Genomic DNA, 19,929 nt, shown 5'->3' with positions numbered 1-19,929 from the left:
CCCGCTCCCGTGGTCGCTCAGCCGCTGACCTGGACCTCGGCGATCCGGCCCCGGTACTGGCCATCCGTATCCTGCGGGAGGCTGGTCAGCCAGATCAAGAGGTAACGCGTGGTCACCGGCGTCTGCGGCTTCAGGTTGACCGCGTCGCCCTCGCCCTTCGCCACGGCCTCGCCGAAGACGTCGAGGCCTGCCTTGGTGGCGGGCGGCTGGTCGGAGGTGCCCTGGGGGGCGGCCCGCAGCTCGACCTTGGTGCCGCCGACGAACTGGACGTGGACGGAGCCGACCCGCTGCTCCGAGCCGAGGTCGAGCACCAGGCCGGTGCCCTTCTTCAGGCTCGGGAAGTTCGCGTTGTAGCCGGTGGTCGGCCATGACGTCCTGGGGTCGCCGTCGATGGCGTTGGCAGCCTCGGACTCGTGCTCGGAGTCGCCGCCGAGCGCGTTGAACTGGTGGGCGGCCTTGATGCGGATCGGCTTGGCCTCCGTGATCACGGGTGCCCCGGAGCCGCCCTGACCGCCGCCCGGGCTGCTGCCGGACGACGGGTCGGTCGAGCTGCTGCTGCGGGTGTCCGGCCGGTGGGTCAGGGTGCTCACGAGCTGCCAGGAGCCGGTGCCGATGGCGGCCAGTGCGACCAGCGAGGCGGTCCACCTGACGAGGGTGTGCAGCCGGCGGCGGGGCCGGGCCGGCCGGGCGGGGATCCGGTCGGCGTCGGGGCCCGGCGGCCGGGCGCCGACGGGCTGGGCGCCGTTCGGCTGGGCGGGCCGGTTCTGCGCCGGTGCCGGGCGCGGGTTGTTGTAGCGCGGCGGGGTGAAGGCCGGGGGCGCGGGCGGCTCGGGCTGGCGGATCTTCGGCATCAGCGCGATCGCCTTGGCCAGCTCCTCGGGGCTGGTGATCGGCTCCAGGCTGTGCGGCAGCTGCTCGCACAGCGCCCGGGTGGCGAGTTCGGCGAGGCCCTTGTGGATGCCCGCCTTGACCTGGTCGGGCGGTACGCAGCCGAGGCTCTTGGGCAGCCCCTGGAGGTCGTACCGGTCCTCGGGGAAGGGCCAGCGGTGGGTCAGCGCGGCGTACAGCAGGACGCCGATCGCGCGGGTGTCGGTGCGCTCGGCGTCCTCGCTGGTCAGGCCGCGCAGGGCGGCGTCCACGGCGATGCCGTTGATCCGGTACTGGCCGCTGTCGGTGCGCAGCACGCAGCGGGGGGTGAGCCGCAGGTGGGCCTGGCCGCGCCGGTGGGCGGCGGTGATGGCGTCGGTGACCTGGCGGACCATCTGGTACGCGTCGTACGGCTCCATGGGCCCGGCGGCGAGCAGCTTGGCCAGGTCGGTGGCGTCGGGCAGCCACTCGCGGATGACGTAGACCAGGTCGCCCTCCTGCACCGCGTCCAGGACCTGGACGAAGCGCGGGTCGCCGAGCAGGGCGGCGGACTTGGCGGCGGAGAGAACGGCCTTGGCCCGCTGGTGCCCGGCGGCGAGCAGGTGGACGCCGACGGCCCGGCGGAGCTTCTCGTCGACGGCGCGCCAGCTGCTGAAGGTCTCGGACTGGCCGATGCACTCCTCCAGCCGGTAGCGTCCGGCGATCTTGTCGCCGCTGCGCCGGGGCGGGGCGGGGAGGCTGGCCGGGAGCTGTCCGGTACCGGCGGCCGGTGCGGCGTCGGCGGACTCGGACCTGGCGTCGGTGGACGCGGACCTGGCGGCGGCGGGGGAGGTCTTGCCGGTGGTCTTCGGGGCGGTCCCGTCCGCGGCCGCGGCGGCGGCCTCGGTGACCTCCTCGGCCGTCTCCTTGGCCGCGGCGGCGAGCGCGGCGGCGCCGGCCGCGAGTTCGGCCGCGATCTCGGCGGAGGACATCGGGCCGGTGGACTCGGCGGACTGGGTGGACTCGGCGGACTGGGCCGAGGCGGCCCGGCCGTGCTCGGACCGCCCGGCCCTGCCGGATCCGGTGCCCGCCCCGGCGGATCGCTCGCTCACGGCGGTGGGAGCGCTCTTCTTCGCGAGCCGGTCGGCCCCGGACACCTCGGCGGTGCCGCCCGGGCCGTCTCCCGGGCGCTCCTGCGGTGCGTCGCCCGGGATGTCTCCGAGTGCCATGGCCAGCGCCGCCTCGTCCGCGACGGACGTGTCGACGACCGCCTTGGTGCCATCAGCCACCGTGGTCCTGCCTCCCCTTGTATCGCCCCGGTTCGCGTCCCCGAAAAGTCGGCCGCCGGCCCGGCCCGCCGGGGGCTGAGTGGTGCCAGGACAATTGTGCCCACTCATCCTCCCCTGGTACGACCGCTGAGGGGACCCGGTGGTTGCCCGCCGATGAACGGAACACCATCCGGGCCGGGCCGCGCTCTCGCCGGTTGACGTCGGGTCAGCGTCCGATCCGGCTCCGCACCATACCGATCATCGCGTTGAGCTCCTCGATCCGCATCCGCCTGGCGATCGCCGCGAACACCGCCAGCTGCACGGCGCCGGCCACCACGAGGGTGAGCACGCTGCCCGGCCACCCGTTCAGCGCACCGCGGAGCAGCAGGCTGATCGCGAAGCCGACGACGGCGGCGGGGACGCAGGCGATGGCGAGCCGGACGTAGGTCTTGGCGATCCGCGGGGTGTCCAGACCGCCGATCCGCGCCTTGAGCCTGGGCAGCGCGACCGCCACACCCACCGCGTACGAGGCGCCGTAGCCGAGCGCCATCCCGGTGACCGCCAGCTGGGCGGGCAGCACCAGGTAGCAGAGCACCGCCGTGCCGGCCTGGCAGGCGGCCACCCAGACGGTGTTGGAGAACGGGGTGCGGGTGTCCTCGTAGGCGTAGAAGCCGCGCAGCAGGACGTACTGGACGGAGTACGGGACCAGACCGAGGGCGAAGGCGGAGAGCATGTAGCCGACCGCGGTGGCGCCCTGGGCCGCCGAGCCGCCGTTGCCGAGGCCGTAGATGGCGCCGCCGATCACCGGGCCGAGGGACAGGAAGAGGAAGGCGGCGGGGACGATGGCCACCGCGGAGGTGCGCAGCCCGTACGAGAGGTCGTCGCGGACCGCGCCGGGGTCGTGGTCGGCGGCCGAGCGGGAGAGCCGGGGGAGGACGGCGCTCATCACCGAGACGGTGATCACCGCCATCGGCAGCTGCCAGATGAGCAGGGCGTTGGAGTACGCGGCGAGGCCCACGCCCAGGTAGCCCTTGGCCTCGGCGGCGCGGCCCGCGGCGGTGGCGAGCTGGGTGACCACCAGGTAGCCGGCCTGGTTGGCGAGGACGAAGAGGAAGGTCCACTTGGCCAGCCGGGCGGCCTTGCCGAGGCCCTGGCCGCGCCAGTCGAAGCGGGGCTTGAAGTGGAAGCCGGCGGCCCGCAGGTAGGGGATCATCGAGAGCGCCTGGACCGCGAGCCCGAGCAGGGTGCCGATGCCGAGCAGCCGGACGCCCTCCGGGGAGACGCTCGCCGGGGTGACCTCGCTGTGCTGGAAGGTGCCGAAGACCCAGAGGTACGCCCCGAAGGTGAAGATCACCACGATGTTGTTGAGGACCGGGGTCCACATCATCGCGCCGAACCGGCCGCGGGCGTTGAGGATCTGGCCCATCACCACATGGACGCCCATGAAGAAGATGGTGGGCAGGCAGTAGCGGGCGAGGGCCACCGTGGTGTCGGCGCTGGCGGAGTCCCGCATCAGCGAGTGGGAGATCAGCTGGACCAGCAGCGGGGCGCCGACCACCGCCGCGAAGGCGACCCCGGCCAGGCCGGTCATCACCACGGTGAGCAGCCGGCTGGCGTAGGCGGTGCCGCCGTCCTCGTCCTGCTTCATGCTGCGGACCAGCTGCGGCACGAAGACGGCGTTCAGCGCGCCGCCGCCGATCAGGATGTACAGCAGGGTGGGCAGGGTGTTGGCGGCGTTGTAGGAGTCGCCCATGGTGCCGACGCCGATCGCGGCGGCGATCACCATGGTGCGCAGGAAGCCGGTGACCCGGGAGACCAGGGTGCCGGCCGCCATGATCGCGCTGGAGGCCAGCAGTCCGCCGACCCGCCCGCCGCTCCTGCCCGCCGCGCCTTCGTCGCCGTCGCCGTCGCCGTCGCCGTCGCCGTCGCCGTCGCCGTCCGGTGCGGGTACGTGCGGCGGTGCCGTCGGGGGTGCGGGTGCGGTGGGCGGTGCCTCGTCGGTGCCGGGACCGGGCTTGTCCGCCACCGCGACGTCGACCGCCACCGCGGCGCCGGCCGTCGCCTCGGCAGCCGTTGCCTCGGCCGTCGTCCCGGCTGCCGTCTTGGCCGCCGTCGTCTCGTCCGTCGCCGTCTCGGCCTCGTCTCCGGAGGCCGCCTGGGCGGTGGACCGGAGCGCGGCCTCGGCCTCGGACAGCGGCGGGTCGAACTCGATCGGCGGTACGAAAGGCCGCGCTTCGGCGGACCTCCCGTCGCTGCCGCCGCTCGTCCCGCTCAGCAGTGCGTCCACGCCGACGTACTCGGTGGTCTCGGTGTCCCAGGGCGAGCCCTGGCGGGCGGGTTCCGGTGCGCTCGGCTCGGGGGCGTCCGGGAGCTCGCCGAGGGTCGCCGAGGCCCAGCGCGGGGCGGGCGCGGTCAGGCTCGGCTCGGGCCGGTGGACGGGCTGCGGGGGCAGCGACGGTACGGCCTCCGCGTCGCCGTCGGCCTCCTTCGCCGCACGCCGGACACCGTACGGATCAGCGTCGGCCGAGGCGCCGTACGGGTCGGCCCCGTACGGGTCCTGGGCGTAGGTGTCCGCCACGTACCAGTCGGCGGTGGCCTGGCCGGCGTCGGTGCGATCACCGGCGTCGGCGGGCTTCGAAGAGCCCGCCGACGCCGGAGCGGCGGCGCGGTCGTGCGCCTGGCTACGGCCCTGGCCCTGTGGTCGCGCCTCGCTCCGCTCGCTCATGCCACCTCATCGCTGGTCGGGGTGGTCGCCCGGTGGGCGTCCGTCAGGGACCAACCTTCTCATCACCCAAGGCCCTAATCCGGGCATCTTCGGTCGACTCCGGCTTTGAGTCGGCGTCCTCGGCCGTCGGCGAGCCCTTTTCCCCGTCCGCCTGCGCGTCCTGGCCGGCGTCCCGGCCCTCGCCGGTGGCCGCCGTACCGTCCTCGGCAGCGCCGGCGGGCCCGGGGACCCCGACCGGGGCGTCGGTGCCGTCGTCGGTGCCGCCGTCGGTTCCGTCGTCGCTGCCGGGCTCGCCGACCCGCTTCTTGCGCTGCAGGTAGAAGCGGATCCCGGCGAGCAGGATCAGCACCACGCCGCCGCCGATCGCGTACAGCACGCCGGAGGTCACGTCGGTGACATCGACCTGGAAGGTCATCGGCGGCCCGTACGGCTGCGGGTCGGCCCCGGTGGTCCACAGCTGGGCGGTCATCTGCACCGTGCCGTTGACCTGCGCCTCGGCCGGGAAGCGGAGGGTCCGGCTGGTGGTGGCGTCGAGGACCACGTTCTCCGCCGGGCCGACGTTGAGCCGGTTCACCTGGCCGGAGGTCAGGCGCACCTGGAGGTTGCCGACGGCCTGGTTGAGGTCGTTCTTGACGCTCACCAGCAGCGTCCCGTTGTCACCTGCCAGGGTGATGATCCGCTTCGGCAGGACCTTGACCGCCGAGACCAGGTTGGCGAGGTAGTCCTGGGCGCCGTTGCGGTAGGCCTCGCCGTCCTTGGCCTGGTCGCGCCACTGTGTGGACATCGAGCGCACCATGGCGGCGTTGAACGGGCCGCGCACCCGCTGCGGCTGGGTGAGGATCCTCAGCAGCTGGTCGAGGTCGCCCTCCATGCCCAGGGTCTTCTCCAGGGCGCTGCCGGACAGTTCGGAGTCGTGCAGCCCGCCCGGGTAGTCACCGGGGGACTGGACGCCGGTGTTGGCACCCGGGTCGGGGGTGGCGGAGGCGACCGTGGTCAGCTTGACCTGGTTGATCCAGTTGCCCTTCTGGGCCGCGGTGATCGCGTCCGCGAGGGCGGTGGCGGTGCCGACCGTGAGCTTGCGCGGCGGCATGACCAGCAGGTTGCGCTGGGTCTCCGGCAGCTGCTGCGTGACCATCATGGTCTCGGCCAGGAAGCGCTGGGTGGCCGAGGTCCTGGCCTGGGCGGTGGCCAGGTCGGCGTCGAACAGCTGCGAGATGGTGTGGTCGGCGACCACGGCGGTCTGGCCCTGGCCGATCTGCCGGGCGGCGTTCGGGGTGTAGTTGAGCGAGTCGGGCATGTCGTCGCCGTCGACCAGGAGGAGGTTGTCCCCCATGGTCCTGGAGAGGTCGACGATCTGGCGGTCCAGCCGGCCCTGGTAGGGCCAGGCGACGCTGCCCCGGACGTCCGTCGCCAGGCGTCCCTCCGCGGTGACCTGCCCGGCCGTGCCCGCCTTGCGCAGGGTGGTGTCCATGCCGGTGAGCTGGGCGCCGTTGTGGGCGACCGAGGCGATGTCGGGGTCGGCGTAGGGCAGCGCGACGACCTCGTCTCCGGCGGTGGTCACGGCCTGGCGTAGCTTGGCCAGCCAGGCGGTGGCGGCGGCCCGGCCGGTGCCGGGGACGGTGTTGTCCTCCTTCGCCGACTCCCCCGCGGTACCCGGCTTCTGCACCCGGTACGGCCTGGTCATCGCGTACACGGTGTCCAGCAGGTCGGGGTCGACCACCCAGGTCAGGCCGGGCAGCTTCTCGCCGATGTCGACCAGCTTGTACAGCCGCCCGCCGGGGGCCAGCTCGGTGGCCAGGCTGTCGTCGCGCAGCACCGGCACCTGGTCGTTGTCCGGCATGGTCTGGGCGACCAGCTCGGGTGCGTGGGTGAGCGGCCACAGGGTGGCGACCTGGGTCGGCTTGGCGCTCTGGTCGACGGTGTACGGCAGGAAGGTGTGGGCGATGCCCAGCGCGTGCGAGCGGGGCTGGTCGGCGGTGCCGCCCCAGACGTCCACCGCGAGCTCGTACACCCCGCCCTTGGAGATCTTGAGGTCGGAGGGGCTCACCTGGAGCGTGAAGGAGCGGGTCTGGCCCGGTGGGACGTTGCCCAGCTCCGGGGCCGGGGACGGCAGGTCGACACCGTCCTGGCCGGTGGGCTCGTCGCGGTCGGCCACCCGTGCGATGTCGCTCCTGGTGCCCAGCGGACGCCCGGTCTGCGAGGCCCGGACACCGGCGTGGATCTGCTTCAGTTCGGCGGCGCCGGAGTTGGTGACCCGCCCGGTGACCTGGATGGTGTCGTTCTGCCCGACCACGGTGGGGGTGACCGTGTCGATCGCCACGCTCGCCGGGTAGTCCGACGAGGAGGACGCGGCCGGGGCGAGAGCGGTGTGTGCGGGGGCGGCGAACGCGGGCGGGGCGGCGGTCAGCAGGGCCGCACCGCTCGCCAGCAGCGCGGCGAGGCGCTTGGCCGTCCGTCCGCCGCATCCGTAAGCCCTCAGCCCTGAGTGCCGTGCCGGCTCACTCACGCGCTTCGCCCTCGCCGTTCTCGATCGGTCGCGATCAGTGGTTCTGGAATGTCGCTGCTGTCACTGCTGTCACTGCATGAATAGGTACCGCAGGAATGGCCGTACGGTTCCGGCCACGGGCCGGTTCGGGGCCGTTGTTTCTCCGGTCCGTGGTCCGCGGTCCGCCCGCGCCACGCCGGGGCGGGCCCCGTAGCCCGTACCGTTCCTCCGGCATGGTAACGACGCCGCCGCGTTCCCAGTGCTGCGGGCCGGTGGCTGAGCACGGGGCGGACGGCGCCGGGAGGCCGCCAGGGAAAGGGACAGGCAACGGGCCGGGCCGGACACGTACCCTTGTGAGCCGTGTCCACTGCCAATGAGCCCAGCACCAATCATTCCAGCACCGCCACCCCCGGCTCTCTCCCAGGGCTGACCGAGGCCCAGACCCTCGGTCTCCAGGAGCTGCTGCGGGTCTCCCCGGTGGCCGACGAGATCGCCCGCCGCTTCCAGGCGGCCGGCCACCGGTTGGCCCTGGTCGGCGGTTCGGTGCGCGACGCCCTGCTCGGCCGGCTCGGCAACGACCTGGACTTCACCACGGACGCCAGGCCCGAGCAGGTGCTCAAGCTGGTGCGCGGCTGGGCGGACGCCGTCTGGGACGTGGGCATCGCCTTCGGCACCGTCGGCGCCCGCAAGGACACCCCGGCGGGCTCCTTCCAGATCGAGATCACCACCTACCGCTCGGAGGCCTACGACCGCACCTCGCGCAAGCCCGAGGTCACCTACGGCGACACCATCGAGCAGGACCTGGTCCGGCGGGACTTCACCGTCAACGCGATGGCGGTGGACCTGCCCGGGCGCGGTTTCGTCGACCCGCACCGCGGCCTGGAGGACCTGGAGGCCCGGGTGCTGCGCACCCCGGCGACCCCCGAGGAGTCCTTCTCCGACGACCCGCTGCGGATGATGCGGGCCGCCCGGTTCGCCGCCCAGCTGGACTTCACCCCGGCGCCCGAGGTGGTCGCGGCGATGACCGCGATGGCCGAGCGGATCGCGATCGTCTCCGCCGAACGGGTGCAGAGCGAGCTCAACAAGCTGCTGCTGTCCGAGCACCCGGTCAAGGGTCTGCGGCTGCTGGTCGACACCGGCCTGGCCCAGCAGGTGCTGCCCGAGCTGCCCGCGCTGTGCCTGGAGCGCGACGAGCACCACCGGCACAAGGACGTCTACGAGCACTCGCTGACCGTCCTGGAGCAGGCCATCGCGCTGGAGACCGACGGCCCCGACCTCACGCTGCGGCTCGCCGCGCTGCTGCACGACATCGGCAAGCCGCGCACCCGCCGCTTCGAGTCGGACGGCCGGGTCTCCTTCCACCACCACGAGATGGTCGGTGCCAAGATGACCCGCAAGCGGATGCGCGAGCTCAAGTACTCCAAGGAGCTCACCGAGGACGTCGCCCGCCTGGTCGAGCTGCACCTGCGCTTCCACGGCTACGGCGGCGGCGAGTGGACCGACTCCGCGGTCCGCCGCTACGTCGCCGACGGCGGCCCGCTGCTGGAGCGCCTGCACAAGCTGACCCGCTCCGACTGCACCACCCGCAACAAGAAGAAGGCCGCCGCCCTCTCGCGCACCTACGACTCCCTGGAGGAGCGGATCTCGCAGCTCAAGGCCCAGGAGGAGCTCGACGCCATCCGCCCGGCCCTGGACGGCAACGAGATCATGGAGATCCTCGGCCTGAAGCCGAGCCCGCAGGTCGGCAAGGCCTACAAGCACATGCTGGAGCTGCGCCTGGAGCACGGCCCGATGGACCACGAGAGCGCGGTCGCGGCACTGAAGGAGTGGTGGGCCGCACAGAGCTGACGGTCCGTCAGGTGATCCGGTCGGGGCGGCGGCTCACCGGCCGCCGGTCGGCCACCGGATCACCTGACGCGTCCGGCCGGGGGCCGGCACCGGGCCGGGCCGTGACCGGCCTGCGCCCGGCGGTGGCGGCGTACGCCACGGCGGTGAGCGCGTAGACCAGAGCGGTGCCGACCACGACGGCCACCGAGCGGCCGTCCAGCGGCAGCACCAGCGCGGTCACCCCCGCGGCGGCCACGAAGGCCGCGTTGAACAGGACGTCGTAGAGCGCGAAGACCCGGCCGCGGAACTCGTCCTCGACCGACTCCTGGACCAGTGTGTCGGCGCAGATCTTGATGCCCTGGGTGACCAGGCCCAGCAGCAGGGCGGCGGCCAGGCTCGGACCGGGGGCGAACCAGAGCCCCAGGGCGGGGACGAAGACCGCGGCCGAGGCCGCGCAGGCCGTCAGCCAGCCGGCCAGGCCGAGCCTGCGGGTGCACCACGGGCTGATCAGGGCGGCGAGGAAGAAGCCCACGGCCGAGGCGGCCACCGCCTTGCCGAGGGTGGCCATGCCGCCGGTGCTGTCGCCCGGGGCGTTGAAGGAGTACCGGGAGAGCATCAGCACGCTCACCACCAGGATCCCGTAGCAGAACCTGGAGACCGTGACGGCGGCCAGCGCGGCCACCGCCGGGCGGCAGTCGCGGACCAGGTGCCGTACGCCGGCGGCCAGTTCGCGCGCGGCCTGGCCGAGCTCCCGGTGCAGGGCCGGGCGGCCGGGGTGCGGGTCGGGGCCGAGCAGCCCCTGGGGGATCCGCCTGGCGGTCAGCCCGGCGCTCAGATAGAGCAGGGCGGCCAGCGTCACCAGGGCGGCGTCGGCCTGCGGGCCCGGCGGCATTATCTGGTGCACCAGGAAGCCGGCGCCGCCGCCGCAGGCCGCGGCGATCGTCCCGGCGGTGGGGGAGAGCGCGTTGGCGGTGACCAGCTGCCCGGTCTCCACCACTCGGGGGAGCGCGGCCGAGAGCCCGGCCAGGATGAACCGGTTGAGCGCGGTCACCAGCAGCGCGGCGGCCAGGAACAGCCACTCGGGCGCCCTGGCCAGCAGCAGTCCACCGGTGACCAGACCGAGTCCGCAGCGGGCCAGATTGCCCAGGTAGAGCACCTGCCGCCGGCGCCAGCGGTCCAGCATGACCCCGGCGAAGGGGCCGATCACCGAGAACGGGAGCAGCAGCACCGCGAGCACCGAGGCGATGTCGGCCGGGCTGGTCTGCCGCTCGGGGGAGAAGATCACGTACGAGGCCAGGGAGACCTGGAACACGCCGTCGGAGAGCTGCGAGAGCACCCGGGCGGTCAGCAGCCGGCGGAAGTCGCGGCCCCGGAGCAGCCCGGCCAGGGAGGTCCGGGACGAGGGACGGGCTCGGCCGGGTGGGGTGCTTCCGTTCTCCGTGACAGCCACCAGGCCAGAGTGCCACGTGGGGCGCCGTGGTTTCACGTGAAACCACGGCACGTTCTCACGGGACGGCGGTTTCACGTGAAACGGGGTGCCCGGAGAAGACGGAAGGGCCCCGGCGGCGGACCGGGACCCTTCCGAGGAGGTCGGAGCTCCAGAGGCTCAGCGCCTCAGTGCTTCAACATCCGGCGCTTCAGCGCTCGACCTCGCCGCGGATGAACTTCTCGACGTTCTCGCGGGCCTCGTCGTCGAAGTACTGGACCGGCGGGGACTTCATGAAGTAGGAGGAGGCCGACAGGATCGGGCCGCCGATGCCGCGGTCCTTGGCGATCTTCGCCGCGCGCAGCGCGTCGATGATGACACCGGCGGAGTTCGGGGAGTCCCAGACCTCCAGCTTGTACTCCAGGTTCAGCGGAACGTCACCGAAGGCGCGGCCCTCGAGGCGGACGTACGCCCACTTGCGGTCGTCCAGCCAGGCGACGTAGTCGGACGGGCCGATGTGGACGTTCCTGGCGCCCAGGTCACGGTCCTTGATCTGGGAGGTGACGGCCTGGGTCTTGGAGATCTTCTTGGACTCCAGGCGGTCGCGCTCCAGCATGTTCTTGAAGTCCATGTTGCCGCCGACGTTCAGCTGCATGGTGCGCTCGAGGACGACACCGCGGTCCTCGAAGAGCTTCGCCATCACGCGGTGCGTGATGGTGGCGCCGACCTGCGACTTGATGTCGTCGCCGACGATCGGGACACCGGCCTCGGTGAACTTGTCCGCCCACTCCTTGGTGCCGGCGATGAACACCGGGAGGGCGTTCACGAAGGCGACCTTGGCGTCGATGGCGCACTGGGCGTAGAACTTGGCGGCCTCCTCGGAGCCCACCGGCAGGTAGCAGACCAGGACGTCGACCTGGCGGTCCTTCAGGACCTGGACGACGTCGACCGGCGCCTCGTCGGACTCCTCGATGGTCTCCAGGTAGTACTTACCCAGGCCGTCGAGGGTGTGGCCACGCTGCACGGTGACGCCGGTCGGCGGCACGTCGCAGATCTTGATGGTGTTGTTCTCGCTGTTGCCGATGGCGTCGGCCAGGTCGAAGCCGACCTTCTTGGCGTCGACGTCGAACGCGGCGACGAACTCCACGTCACGGACGTGGTAGTCGCCGAACTGCACGTGCATCAGCCCGGGGACCTTGCCGGCCGGGTCGGCGTCCTTGTAGTACTCGACACCCTGCACCAGCGACGCGGCGCAGTTACCGACGCCCACGATGGCTACGCGAACCGAACCCATTCCGGTTGCTCCCTGTGATCTCATGAGTTCCGCCAGAAGACCGACGTCCCTCGTATTTCATCTCTGTATGACTGGATGACGGGCGCGCACTGCGCCCACACCTGCCGGGCGCCTGCTACGACACCGGGCACCGGTGGTCAGCGCTCCCTGCCGGAGCGCCCCGGGCGGTCGTGCGGTGGCCTCGGCGGGTCCGAGGACCCGGCCTCCTGGCCACGGCCGTCCGAAGTCCGTGAATCCCCCGTACCGGTGCGCCCGGTCCGGGTGGCCCGCTCGGTCTCGATCAGCTCGTTGAGCCAGCGGACCTCCCGCTCCACCGATTCGAGACCGTGCCGCTGGAGCTCCAGCGTGTAGTCGTCGAACCGGTCGCGGGTACGGGAGATGGAGCTGCGCATCCGCTCCAGCCGCTCCTCCAGCCGGCTGCGCCGCCCTTCCAGGACGCGCATGCGCACCGCCCGGTCGGTCTGGCCGAAGAACGCGAACCGCACGCCGAAGTGCTCGTCCTCCCAGGCGTCCGGGCCCGAGTCGGCCAGCAGCTCCTCGAAGCGCTGCTTGCCGTCGGCGGAGAGCCGGTAGACGATCTTCGACCGCCTGCCGTTGAGCGCGGTGGCCGGGACGTACTCGACGTCCGGGTTGTCCTCGACCAGGAACCCCTGGGCGACCAGGTTCTTCAGGCAGGGGTAGAGCGTGCCGTAGGAGAAGGCACGGAACGACCCGAGCAGCACGTTGAGCCGTTTGCGCAGCTCGTAGCCGTGCATCGGGGCGTCATGGAGCAGGCCCAGAACGGCGAACTCCAGTACCCCGGAGCGTCTGCTCATACCGTCCTGCCTCCCTTCCCGCGGTGCACCTCGACCGTTGTTCCGGCTCGATGTGTCGGTCCGATGTATCGGCTCGATATATCGAGAGAACAGTAGACCTGGGTCACTGAACGGGCAAGGGGGACGCGGGTGAATGCGATCACAGGATTCGGACGGAACTTCAGAAAATCTTCAGGAAGGCCTGGGTCAAGCTCCGAACGGCCCGCGTTGGCAACGGGCATGTAATGATCTGGCGGCGTTTTGTACCGATTATCACTTGATGCCCGATTGGTAGCTGTTTACAGGTGCGTACGCTGTCGCGTGTGCACGAAGACCACCTCCGGGGTGTAGGGCGGTTTGCGGGCATCGCAAGTGAACCCTGCCCTCAGGTCCGAAGCGGCCTGACCGAGGAGTTGCTGGAAGATGAGCGATCACCGGCGTAGGCCCAACCCGGGCGGTGAACAGCCTCCGGGCGGTGGGGCGGCTGGTCAGCGCCCGTACGCCTACGGCACCCCCCCCGAGGGGGCGGCTTCGTACGACCGGCCCGCCGGTGTGCGGGAGACGGCCCAGCAGCCTCGGCTGACCAGGGCCGAGATGCGCAAGCAGGCCCAGAAGGGCGGCGGCCGGGGCGACACGGCCGCCCGCAGTGCCCAGAGCGGACCGCCGGGGCGCGGCGGCGGCCGGGGCGGTGGAAACGGCGGCGGCAAGGGCGGCGGTAAGGGCCCGGGCAAGAAGCGGTTCATCGACTACCCCCGGTACGGCAAGTCCGGGATCCGCCGCTGGCTTCCGTCCTGGAAGCTGATCCTGACGACGTTTCTGATCTTCTTCGGCAGCGGGGTGGCCGCGGTCGGCGTCGCCTATGCGATGACTCCGGTCCCCAACCCCAACGACCTGGTGAAGGAGCAGAACAACATCTACTACTGGGCCGACGGCTCGGAGATGACCCGCAAGGGCGCCACCAACCGCCAGGTGATCCCGCTCGCGAACATCAACGAGTCGGCTCAGAAGGCGGTGGTCGCCGCCGAGAACGAGACCTTCTGGACCGACAAGGGCATCGACCCCAAGGGCATCGCCCGCGCCGTCTACAAGATGGCCAGCGGTGGTTCGACCCAGGGTGGCTCGACCATCACCCAGCAGTACGTGAAGAACGCCTACCTGAACCAGGACCAGACGCTCAGCCGTAAGTTCAAGGAAATCTTCATCACCCTGAAGATCAATCAGCAGAAGTCCAAAGAGGATGTCCTCGAGGGCTATCTGAACACCAGCTGGTTCGGCCGCGGTGCCACCGGCATCCAGGCCGCCGCGCAGGCGTACTACGGGGTGGACGCCAAGGACCTCAACATCTGCCAGAGCGCCATGCTGGCGGGTCTGCTCAAGGGCGCCACGTACTACGACCCGACGCTCAGCGACGCCAACGCCAAGAACATGCAGGAGCGCTGGAACTACGTCCTGACCCGGATGGTGGCGACCAAGTCGATCACCCAGGCGGACCGGGACAAGTGCGGCGCCACCTTCCCGAAGCCGATCGACAAGAAGGCTCCGGCCAACATGAACGGCGAGGTCAGCTACCTGGTCGACCTCGCCGACAAGTACCTGGCGTCCAAGGACCCGTCGATCACGCAGGCCAGCATCGACAAGGGCGGCTACCAGATCTACACCACCTTCCAGAAGGACAAGGTGGCGCAGCTGAAGAAGGCCGTCGACGACGTCAAGTCGGAGACCCTCGACTCGAACAAGCGGGACCAGGACAAGTACGTCCAGGTCGGCGCGGCCTCGGTGGTTCCCGGGGACGGTGCGATCGTGGCGATCTACGGCGGCGACGGCGTGGAGAACGGCCACTACACCGACAACGCCGACACCGTCGGTATCCCGGTCGGTTCGACCTTCAAGCCCTTCGTCTTGGCGACCGCCATGCAGTACGGCGTGCTCACCAAGACCGGGGACGACGGCAAGCCGGTGAAGATCAGCATCGACAGCCGTTACAACGGCAACGACATGAGCCCGATCTACAAGGCCGACGGTACGCCCGCGATCGGCGACAACGGCCAGCCGTACCACCAGAAGAACGACGACGACAACATGCCCGGGGCCGTCACGCTGAAGACGGCGATGCAGTACTCCTACAACGCGCCGTTCGTACAGCTGGGCCAGGACGTCGGCGGCAGCAACGTCGAGAAGATGGCGATCGCCCTGGGCCTGCGCAAGGAGAGCCTGGCACCCAACACCTCGCTCACCTACCCGCTGGGCACCTCGACCCCGAGTGCGATCCGGATGGCCTCCGCGTACTCGGTGTTCGCCGCCCGGGGGCAGCAGGTCGACCCGTACTCGGTGACCAAGGTGCTCTACCAGGGCGTGGAGAAGCCGGCCTTCAACCGTCCGAAGAACGCCACCAAGACGGTGCTGGACCAGCCGGTCGCGGACAACATCACCGACGTCCTGCAGAACGTGGCGGAGAACGGTACCGGTAAGAAGGGGACCCAGGGCCTGGGCCGCCCGGTGGCCGGCAAGACCGGTACCACCGACGCCGGCACCTCGGCCTGGTGGGTCGGCTACACCCCCCAGCTGGCCACCTCGGTCGGTATGTGGCGCGAGGAGCCGGGCAAGCCGGGTCTGCTCTCGCTGGTCGGTACGGCCGGTCAGTCCACCATCCACGGTGGTGACTTCCCGACCGAGATCTTCACCCGCTACATGAAGGTCGCGCTGGCCGACCAGAAGGCGACGGACTTCCCGACCGCGGACACCACCGGTACGGAGGTCGACTCCAAGCAGGCTCCGGCGCCGACCCCCTCTGCACCCCCGTCGGTCGCCCCGTCGAGCAGCCCGACGGCCAGCGCCTCCAGCGGGCCGAGCCCGTCGTCCAGCGCCTCGAGCCACACTCCGGAACCGCCCGCCTCGCCGGGACCGTCGGAGAGCTGCTTCCTCGGGCCGCTCTGCCCCTCGTCCGGACCGACGCACTCCAAGCCGCCCCGCCCGGGGCACTCCAGCTCGCCGCCGAACCCGAGCTCCAGCCCGAGCGACGGCGGAGCCGGAGCCGGGATGCCGGGGAACTGACCCGAAGTGACGTCCGGCCGGTGGCGGCCGATCGAGGAGATGACTCCCCGGTCGGCCGCCACCGGCGTTTCCGGGGCAGGTGCGGCGCGGCCCGGAGCGCGACCGGAGGAGCCGTGGCCGTCGGGCCGGGCCGTCGGGGAGCGCGCGGTTGGCGGGCGGACCCCTTCGGAGCGCTCCCGATGGCCGAGGTGCCTCGTGGGGCCAAGGCCGGTGCGGCATCATGTCCGCCATGACGTCGAGCACGAGTGACCAGAGCCCCGGGCCCGACCCCGACCAGGGGCCGCCGCCGAACACCGTGGTCGTCCCGGCGGACGAGGATCCGGTGGCGGCGGCGGGCAGCGAGCTGTTCGGCGGCCCGCCCGGGCAGCGGGCACTGCTCGGGGTCTCCTGGTGGTCCGCTGCGCGCGTCCTGGCGCTGGTGACGATCCTGGTCTCGGTGCTCGGCCTCGCGCAGAAGGCGTCCTGCTACAACGACGGCTGGTTCCACGGCGCGACCGCCCAGTACACCCACGCCTGCTACAGCGACATCCCGCACCTGTTCACCGGGCGCGGCTTCTCGACCGGCCTGCACCCCTACCTGGACCGGCTGCCGGCGCCCACCCCGGACATGCAGTACCTGGAGTACCCGGTGCTCACGGGGCTCTTCATGCAGGTCGCGGCCTGGCTGACGCCCGGTGGTGGTGCCATCGAGGGCCGGGAGCAGTGGTTCTGGCTGGTCAACGCCGGAATGCTGATGATCTGCGCGGTGGTCGCCGCGGTGGCGCTCTCCCGTACCCACCGCCGCCGCCCCTGGGACGCGCTGCTGTTCGCGCTCGCCCCCTGCCTGGCGCTGGACTCCACCATCAACTGGGACCTGCTCGCGGTCGCCCTGGCCGCCGTGGCGATGGCCTGCTGGTCCGGCCGCCGGACGGTCCTGGCCGGTGTCTTCATCGGCCTGGCCACCGCCGCCAAGCTCTACCCGGTCCTGCTGCTCGGGCCGCTGCTGGTGCTCTGCTGGCGCACCGGCCGCTGGCGGGCCTTCGGGCAGACGGCGGGCGCCGCGGCCGGCTCCTGGCTGCTGGTGAACCTGCCGATCATGCTGGCCAACTGGCAGGGCTGGGCGACCTTCTACACCTTCAGCCAGGTCCGTACCGAGGACTACGGCTCCTTCTGGCTGATCCTGATGCAGGACCGGGGCGTGCAGCTGGCCACCCTCAACACCTGGATCGCGGTCCTTCTGATCGCCTGCTGCCTGGGCATCGGCTGGCTGGCGCTGTCCGCGCCGCGCCGGCCGCGCTTCGCCCAGCTGGCGTTCCTGGTGGTGGCCGCCTTCGTGCTCACCAACAAGGTGTACTCGCCGCAGTACGTGCTCTGGCTGACCCCGCTCGCGGCGCTGGCCCGGCCGCGCTGGCGTGACTTCCTGATCTGGCAGACCTGCGAGGTGCTCTACTTCCTCGGCATCTGGTCCTACCTGGCCTACGTCGGGGACTCCAAGCAGCACGGGATCGGGATGGACTGGTACCACTTCGCCATCGTGCTGCACCTGCTCGGCACGCTGTACCTGTGCGGGATGGTGGTCCGCGACATCCTGCGGCCCGAGCAGGACCCGGTGCGGTGGGACGGCAGTGACGACCCCTCGGGCGGGGTGCTGGACTTCGCACCCGACGCCTTCGTGCTGGGACCGGCACGGCGGTTGCGCGAAGAGGCGGATCACACCGAGTACGTCCTGGTGGGTCAGGTCGACCGGCCCGCCGAGAAGGAGCGGCGCTGAGCTCCCGGCCGTGAGGGCGTGTCATCGGGCGTGAGGGCGCGCAGGCAGGGTGCGCCGAGCCCCTGTCAGCCCTGAGCCCCTGTCAGCCCCGCGCCCCTGTCCGCTCCCGGCGGCCTAGCGGTCGGCGACCAGGTCGAAGTGGGTCGTGGTGTGGCGGACGTTGAGGCTGAGCTCGTCGCCCGCGACGGGCGCCTTGGCGGCGTCGGCGGGCAGGAAGAGGATGCTCACCTGCATGTGCGGCGGTTCGGCGAACCAGAGCTGTCTGCCGCTCCACGAGTACGGCGAGAGGGTGCGGTTGACGGTGGCGAGTCCGGCCCTGGCCAGCCCCTTGGCCCGGGGGAGCACGCCGTGCAGGTACTTGGGTGCCTCCATGCCGACCCCGTGCGCGGTGCCGCCGGCCACCACCAGCAGGTGGCCGTCCGAGGGGGCCTTGTGCTGGCGGTAGCCGTACCGGTCGCCGCGCAGGACCGGGGTGACGTCCAGCACCGTGGCACGGGCCTGGAGCGATCCGACGTCGCCGAGCCAGAGCCGGGTGCCGATCCGGGAGCGGAAGGCGGTGTCGGGGTACCGCCCGGCGAGCCGGGCCAGGTCGGCCGAGGAGAGGTGGCTCAGGAAGACGGTCGTGGCGGGCAGCCCGGCGGCCGTGACCGCCTCCATCCACCGGGCGACCTCGGCCACCGGGTCGGAGCCGTCCGGGCGGTCCAGCGGCAGGTGCAGCGCCCATCCCTCGATCGTGATCCGGGCCTCGGAGCCGGGTCCGCGCACCGGCAGCCGGGCGAGGTCGGCGAGGGCGATGCCGTGTCTGCGCATGCTGGTCATGCACTCCACGACCACCCGGCTGCCCTCCGGGAGCGCCTGGAGCGCCTCGGCGCCGGCGACCGTCCGGATCACCCGGTCCGGCAGCCGCGCGTCCGGCTCGCCGACCCGGTAGGGCGTGAGCACCAGCAGCTCGCCGTCGTACCGGTCGAGCAGGCCGGCCGCCTCGTGCGCGGTGCCGACCGCGAGGATGCCGGTGCCGAGCCGGGCGGCCTCCTCGGCCAGGCGGTCGTTGCCGAAGCCGTAACCGTTGCCCTTGGCCACCGGCACCAGACCGGGGAACTCCGCCAGCACCGACTGCTGGTGTGCGCGCCAGCGCGCGGTGTCCACGTACAGCGACAGCGTCATGGGGTCTTCTCTCCGTGGTTGGTGACGACCTCGGCCGCGGTGGCGGCGGCCGGTGTCAGAGAGGTTCAGCGGCGCGACATGTAGAGGTCGAGCGCCTTGTGCAGCAGCTTGTTGAGCGGGAAGTCCCATTCGCCCAGGTACTCCGCGGCCTGGCCGCCGGTGCCCACCTTGAACTGGATCAGCCCGAAGAGGGGGTCGTCCTCGTCGAGGGTGTCGCTGATGCCGCGCAGGTCGTAGACGCTCGCGCCGAGCGCGTAGGCGTCGCGCATCATCCGCCACTGGATCGCGTTGGACGGCTTGACCTCGCGCTTGTGGTTGGCCGAGGCGCCGTAGGAGTACCAGACGTGCTCGCCGACGGTGAGCATGGTGGTCGCGGCCAGCGCCTCGCCCTCGTGGTACGCGATGTAGAGGCGCATCCGGTCCGGGTCCTCGGCGGTGAGGGCCTGCCACATCCGCTCGAAGTAGCCGAGCGGGCGCGGGGTGAACCGGTCGCGCTCGGCGGTGACCAGGTACAGCTGGTGGAAGACCTTCAGGTCCTCGTAGCCGCCCTGGACCACCTCGACGCCGCTCTTCTCGGCCTTCTTGATGTTCCGGCGCCAGAGCTGGTTGAAGCCGCGCTGGACGTCGTCGAGCGAGCGGCCCGCCAGCGGGACCTGGAAGACGTACCGGGGCTGGACGTCGCCGAAGCCGGCGCCGCCGTCCTCGCCCTGCAGCCAGCCGGCCCTGCGCAGCCGGTCGGCGACCTCGAAGGCGCGCGGCTCGTACCAGTCGGGGTCGACGTCGCGCAGCCGCTTGGCCTGCTGGCCGGCGATCGCCTCCTTGATGGTGGGGGCGTCCCAGCGGCGGATCACCACCGGCGGGCCCATCTTCACCGAGAAGGCGCCCTGCGACTTGAGGTGGGCGAGCATCGGCCGCAGCCACTGGTCCAGGTCGCGGTCGAACCAGTCGATCACCGGGCCCTCGGGCAGGTACGCCAGATAGCGCTTGATCTTGGGCAGCTGGCGGTAGAGCACCAGAGCCGCGCCGACCAGCTTGCCGGACTCGTCGAACCAGCCGAGGCTCTCGTTGCGCCATTCGGATTTGACCTGGCCCCAGGCGGGTACCTGCATGTGGCTGACCGACGGCCGGGAAGCGACGAAAGCCAGGTGTTCCTCGCGGGTGATCGTCCTCAGGCGCAGGCTCATGCTCGTGTGCTCCTCCTCGTTCGGCCGGTCCAGAGTGACCCTATCGCCCGAATGGTCCGATTCGTGAAGGTCGGGCCGGGCGGCGAGCCGAACCGACGGCACCCCCGCCGCGGAA

The 19,929-nt window shown here is 71.6% G+C and carries 11 protein-coding genes; 3 read left to right on the top strand and 8 right to left on the bottom strand.

The annotated features are described in order from the left end of the window. Nucleotides 1–17: 17 nt before the first annotated feature. The 3 genes from ACSMTC_RS19215 to ACSMTC_RS19205 form a co-directional block, all read right to left on the bottom strand. On the bottom strand, nt 18–2,135 hold the full coding sequence (locus ACSMTC_RS19215) for a protein kinase family protein (protein ID WP_436560925.1): 2,118 nt from the start codon (nt 2,133–2,135) through the stop codon (nt 18–20). 205 nt (nt 2,136–2,340) lie between these two features. After that, nucleotides 2,341–4,839 (bottom strand): murein biosynthesis integral membrane protein MurJ, encoded by a 2,499-nt coding sequence (murJ, locus tag ACSMTC_RS19210; protein ID WP_436560924.1) that lies wholly within the window; start codon nt 4,837–4,839, stop codon nt 2,341–2,343. A gap of 43 nt (nt 4,840–4,882) precedes the next feature. Then, complete coding sequence (locus tag ACSMTC_RS19205) at nt 4,883–7,345, bottom strand: DUF6049 family protein (RefSeq protein ID WP_436560923.1); 2,463 nt, start codon at nt 7,343–7,345, stop codon at nt 4,883–4,885. A 405-nt stretch (nt 7,346–7,750) separates the two neighbouring features. Here ACSMTC_RS19205 and ACSMTC_RS19200 point away from each other — a divergent pair, with 405 nt between their 5' ends. Further along, nucleotides 7,751–9,172 carry a CCA tRNA nucleotidyltransferase gene (locus tag ACSMTC_RS19200; RefSeq protein WP_436564736.1) on the top strand — a complete coding sequence of 474 codons (1,422 nt, stop codon included), beginning with the start codon at nt 7,751–7,753 and terminating at the stop codon, nt 9,170–9,172. A 7-nt stretch (nt 9,173–9,179) separates the two neighbouring features. On the opposite strand, the gene ACSMTC_RS19195 is transcribed toward ACSMTC_RS19200, so the two are convergent. The 3 genes from ACSMTC_RS19195 to ACSMTC_RS19185 all read right to left on the bottom strand — a co-directional run bounded on the left by ACSMTC_RS19195 (nt 9,180) and on the right by ACSMTC_RS19185 (nt 12,686). Beyond that, the gene (locus ACSMTC_RS19195; protein ID WP_436564735.1) at nt 9,180–10,538 is read right to left on the bottom strand and encodes an MFS transporter; all 1,359 of its coding nucleotides are present in this window, start codon (nt 10,536–10,538) and stop codon (nt 9,180–9,182) included. Between the two features lie 250 nt (nt 10,539–10,788). Further along, complete coding sequence (locus ACSMTC_RS19190; protein WP_436560922.1) at nt 10,789–11,871, bottom strand: inositol-3-phosphate synthase; 1,083 nt, start codon at nt 11,869–11,871, stop codon at nt 10,789–10,791. 137 nt (nt 11,872–12,008) lie between these two features. Further along, nucleotides 12,009–12,686 (bottom strand): PadR family transcriptional regulator, encoded by a 678-nt coding sequence (locus tag ACSMTC_RS19185; RefSeq protein WP_436560921.1) that lies wholly within the window; start codon nt 12,684–12,686, stop codon nt 12,009–12,011. Nucleotides 12,687–13,088: 402 nt separating this feature from the next. On the opposite strand from ACSMTC_RS19185, the gene ACSMTC_RS19180 reads away from it, so the two are divergent. Then, nucleotides 13,089–15,716, top strand: a complete 2,628-nt coding sequence (locus tag ACSMTC_RS19180; RefSeq protein ID WP_436560920.1) for a transglycosylase domain-containing protein — start codon at nt 13,089–13,091, stop codon at nt 15,714–15,716. 229 nt (nt 15,717–15,945) lie between these two features. Then, the gene (locus tag ACSMTC_RS19175) at nt 15,946–17,466 is read left to right on the top strand and encodes a glycosyltransferase family 87 protein (protein WP_436560919.1); all 1,521 of its coding nucleotides are present in this window, start codon (nt 15,946–15,948) and stop codon (nt 17,464–17,466) included. Nucleotides 17,467–17,580: 114 nt separating this feature from the next. On the opposite strand, the gene ACSMTC_RS19170 is transcribed toward ACSMTC_RS19175, so the two are convergent. Further along, on the bottom strand, nt 17,581–18,630 hold the full coding sequence (locus ACSMTC_RS19170; RefSeq protein WP_436560918.1) for an alanine racemase: 1,050 nt from the start codon (nt 18,628–18,630) through the stop codon (nt 17,581–17,583). A gap of 65 nt (nt 18,631–18,695) precedes the next feature. Beyond that, entirely contained in the window at nt 18,696–19,814 is a 1,119-nt protein-coding gene (locus ACSMTC_RS19165) for a lipid II:glycine glycyltransferase FemX (protein WP_436560917.1), read from the bottom strand. Between the last annotated feature and the right edge of the window lie 115 nt (nt 19,815–19,929).

Source organism: Kitasatospora sp. HPM-01-4, from assembly GCF_051374625.1.
In the GTDB taxonomy this organism is placed as follows: Bacteria; Actinomycetota; Actinomycetes; order Streptomycetales; family Streptomycetaceae; genus Kitasatospora.
Note: the sequence above shows the minus strand (reverse complement) of the source record. Positions and strands in the feature narration are given on the sequence as shown.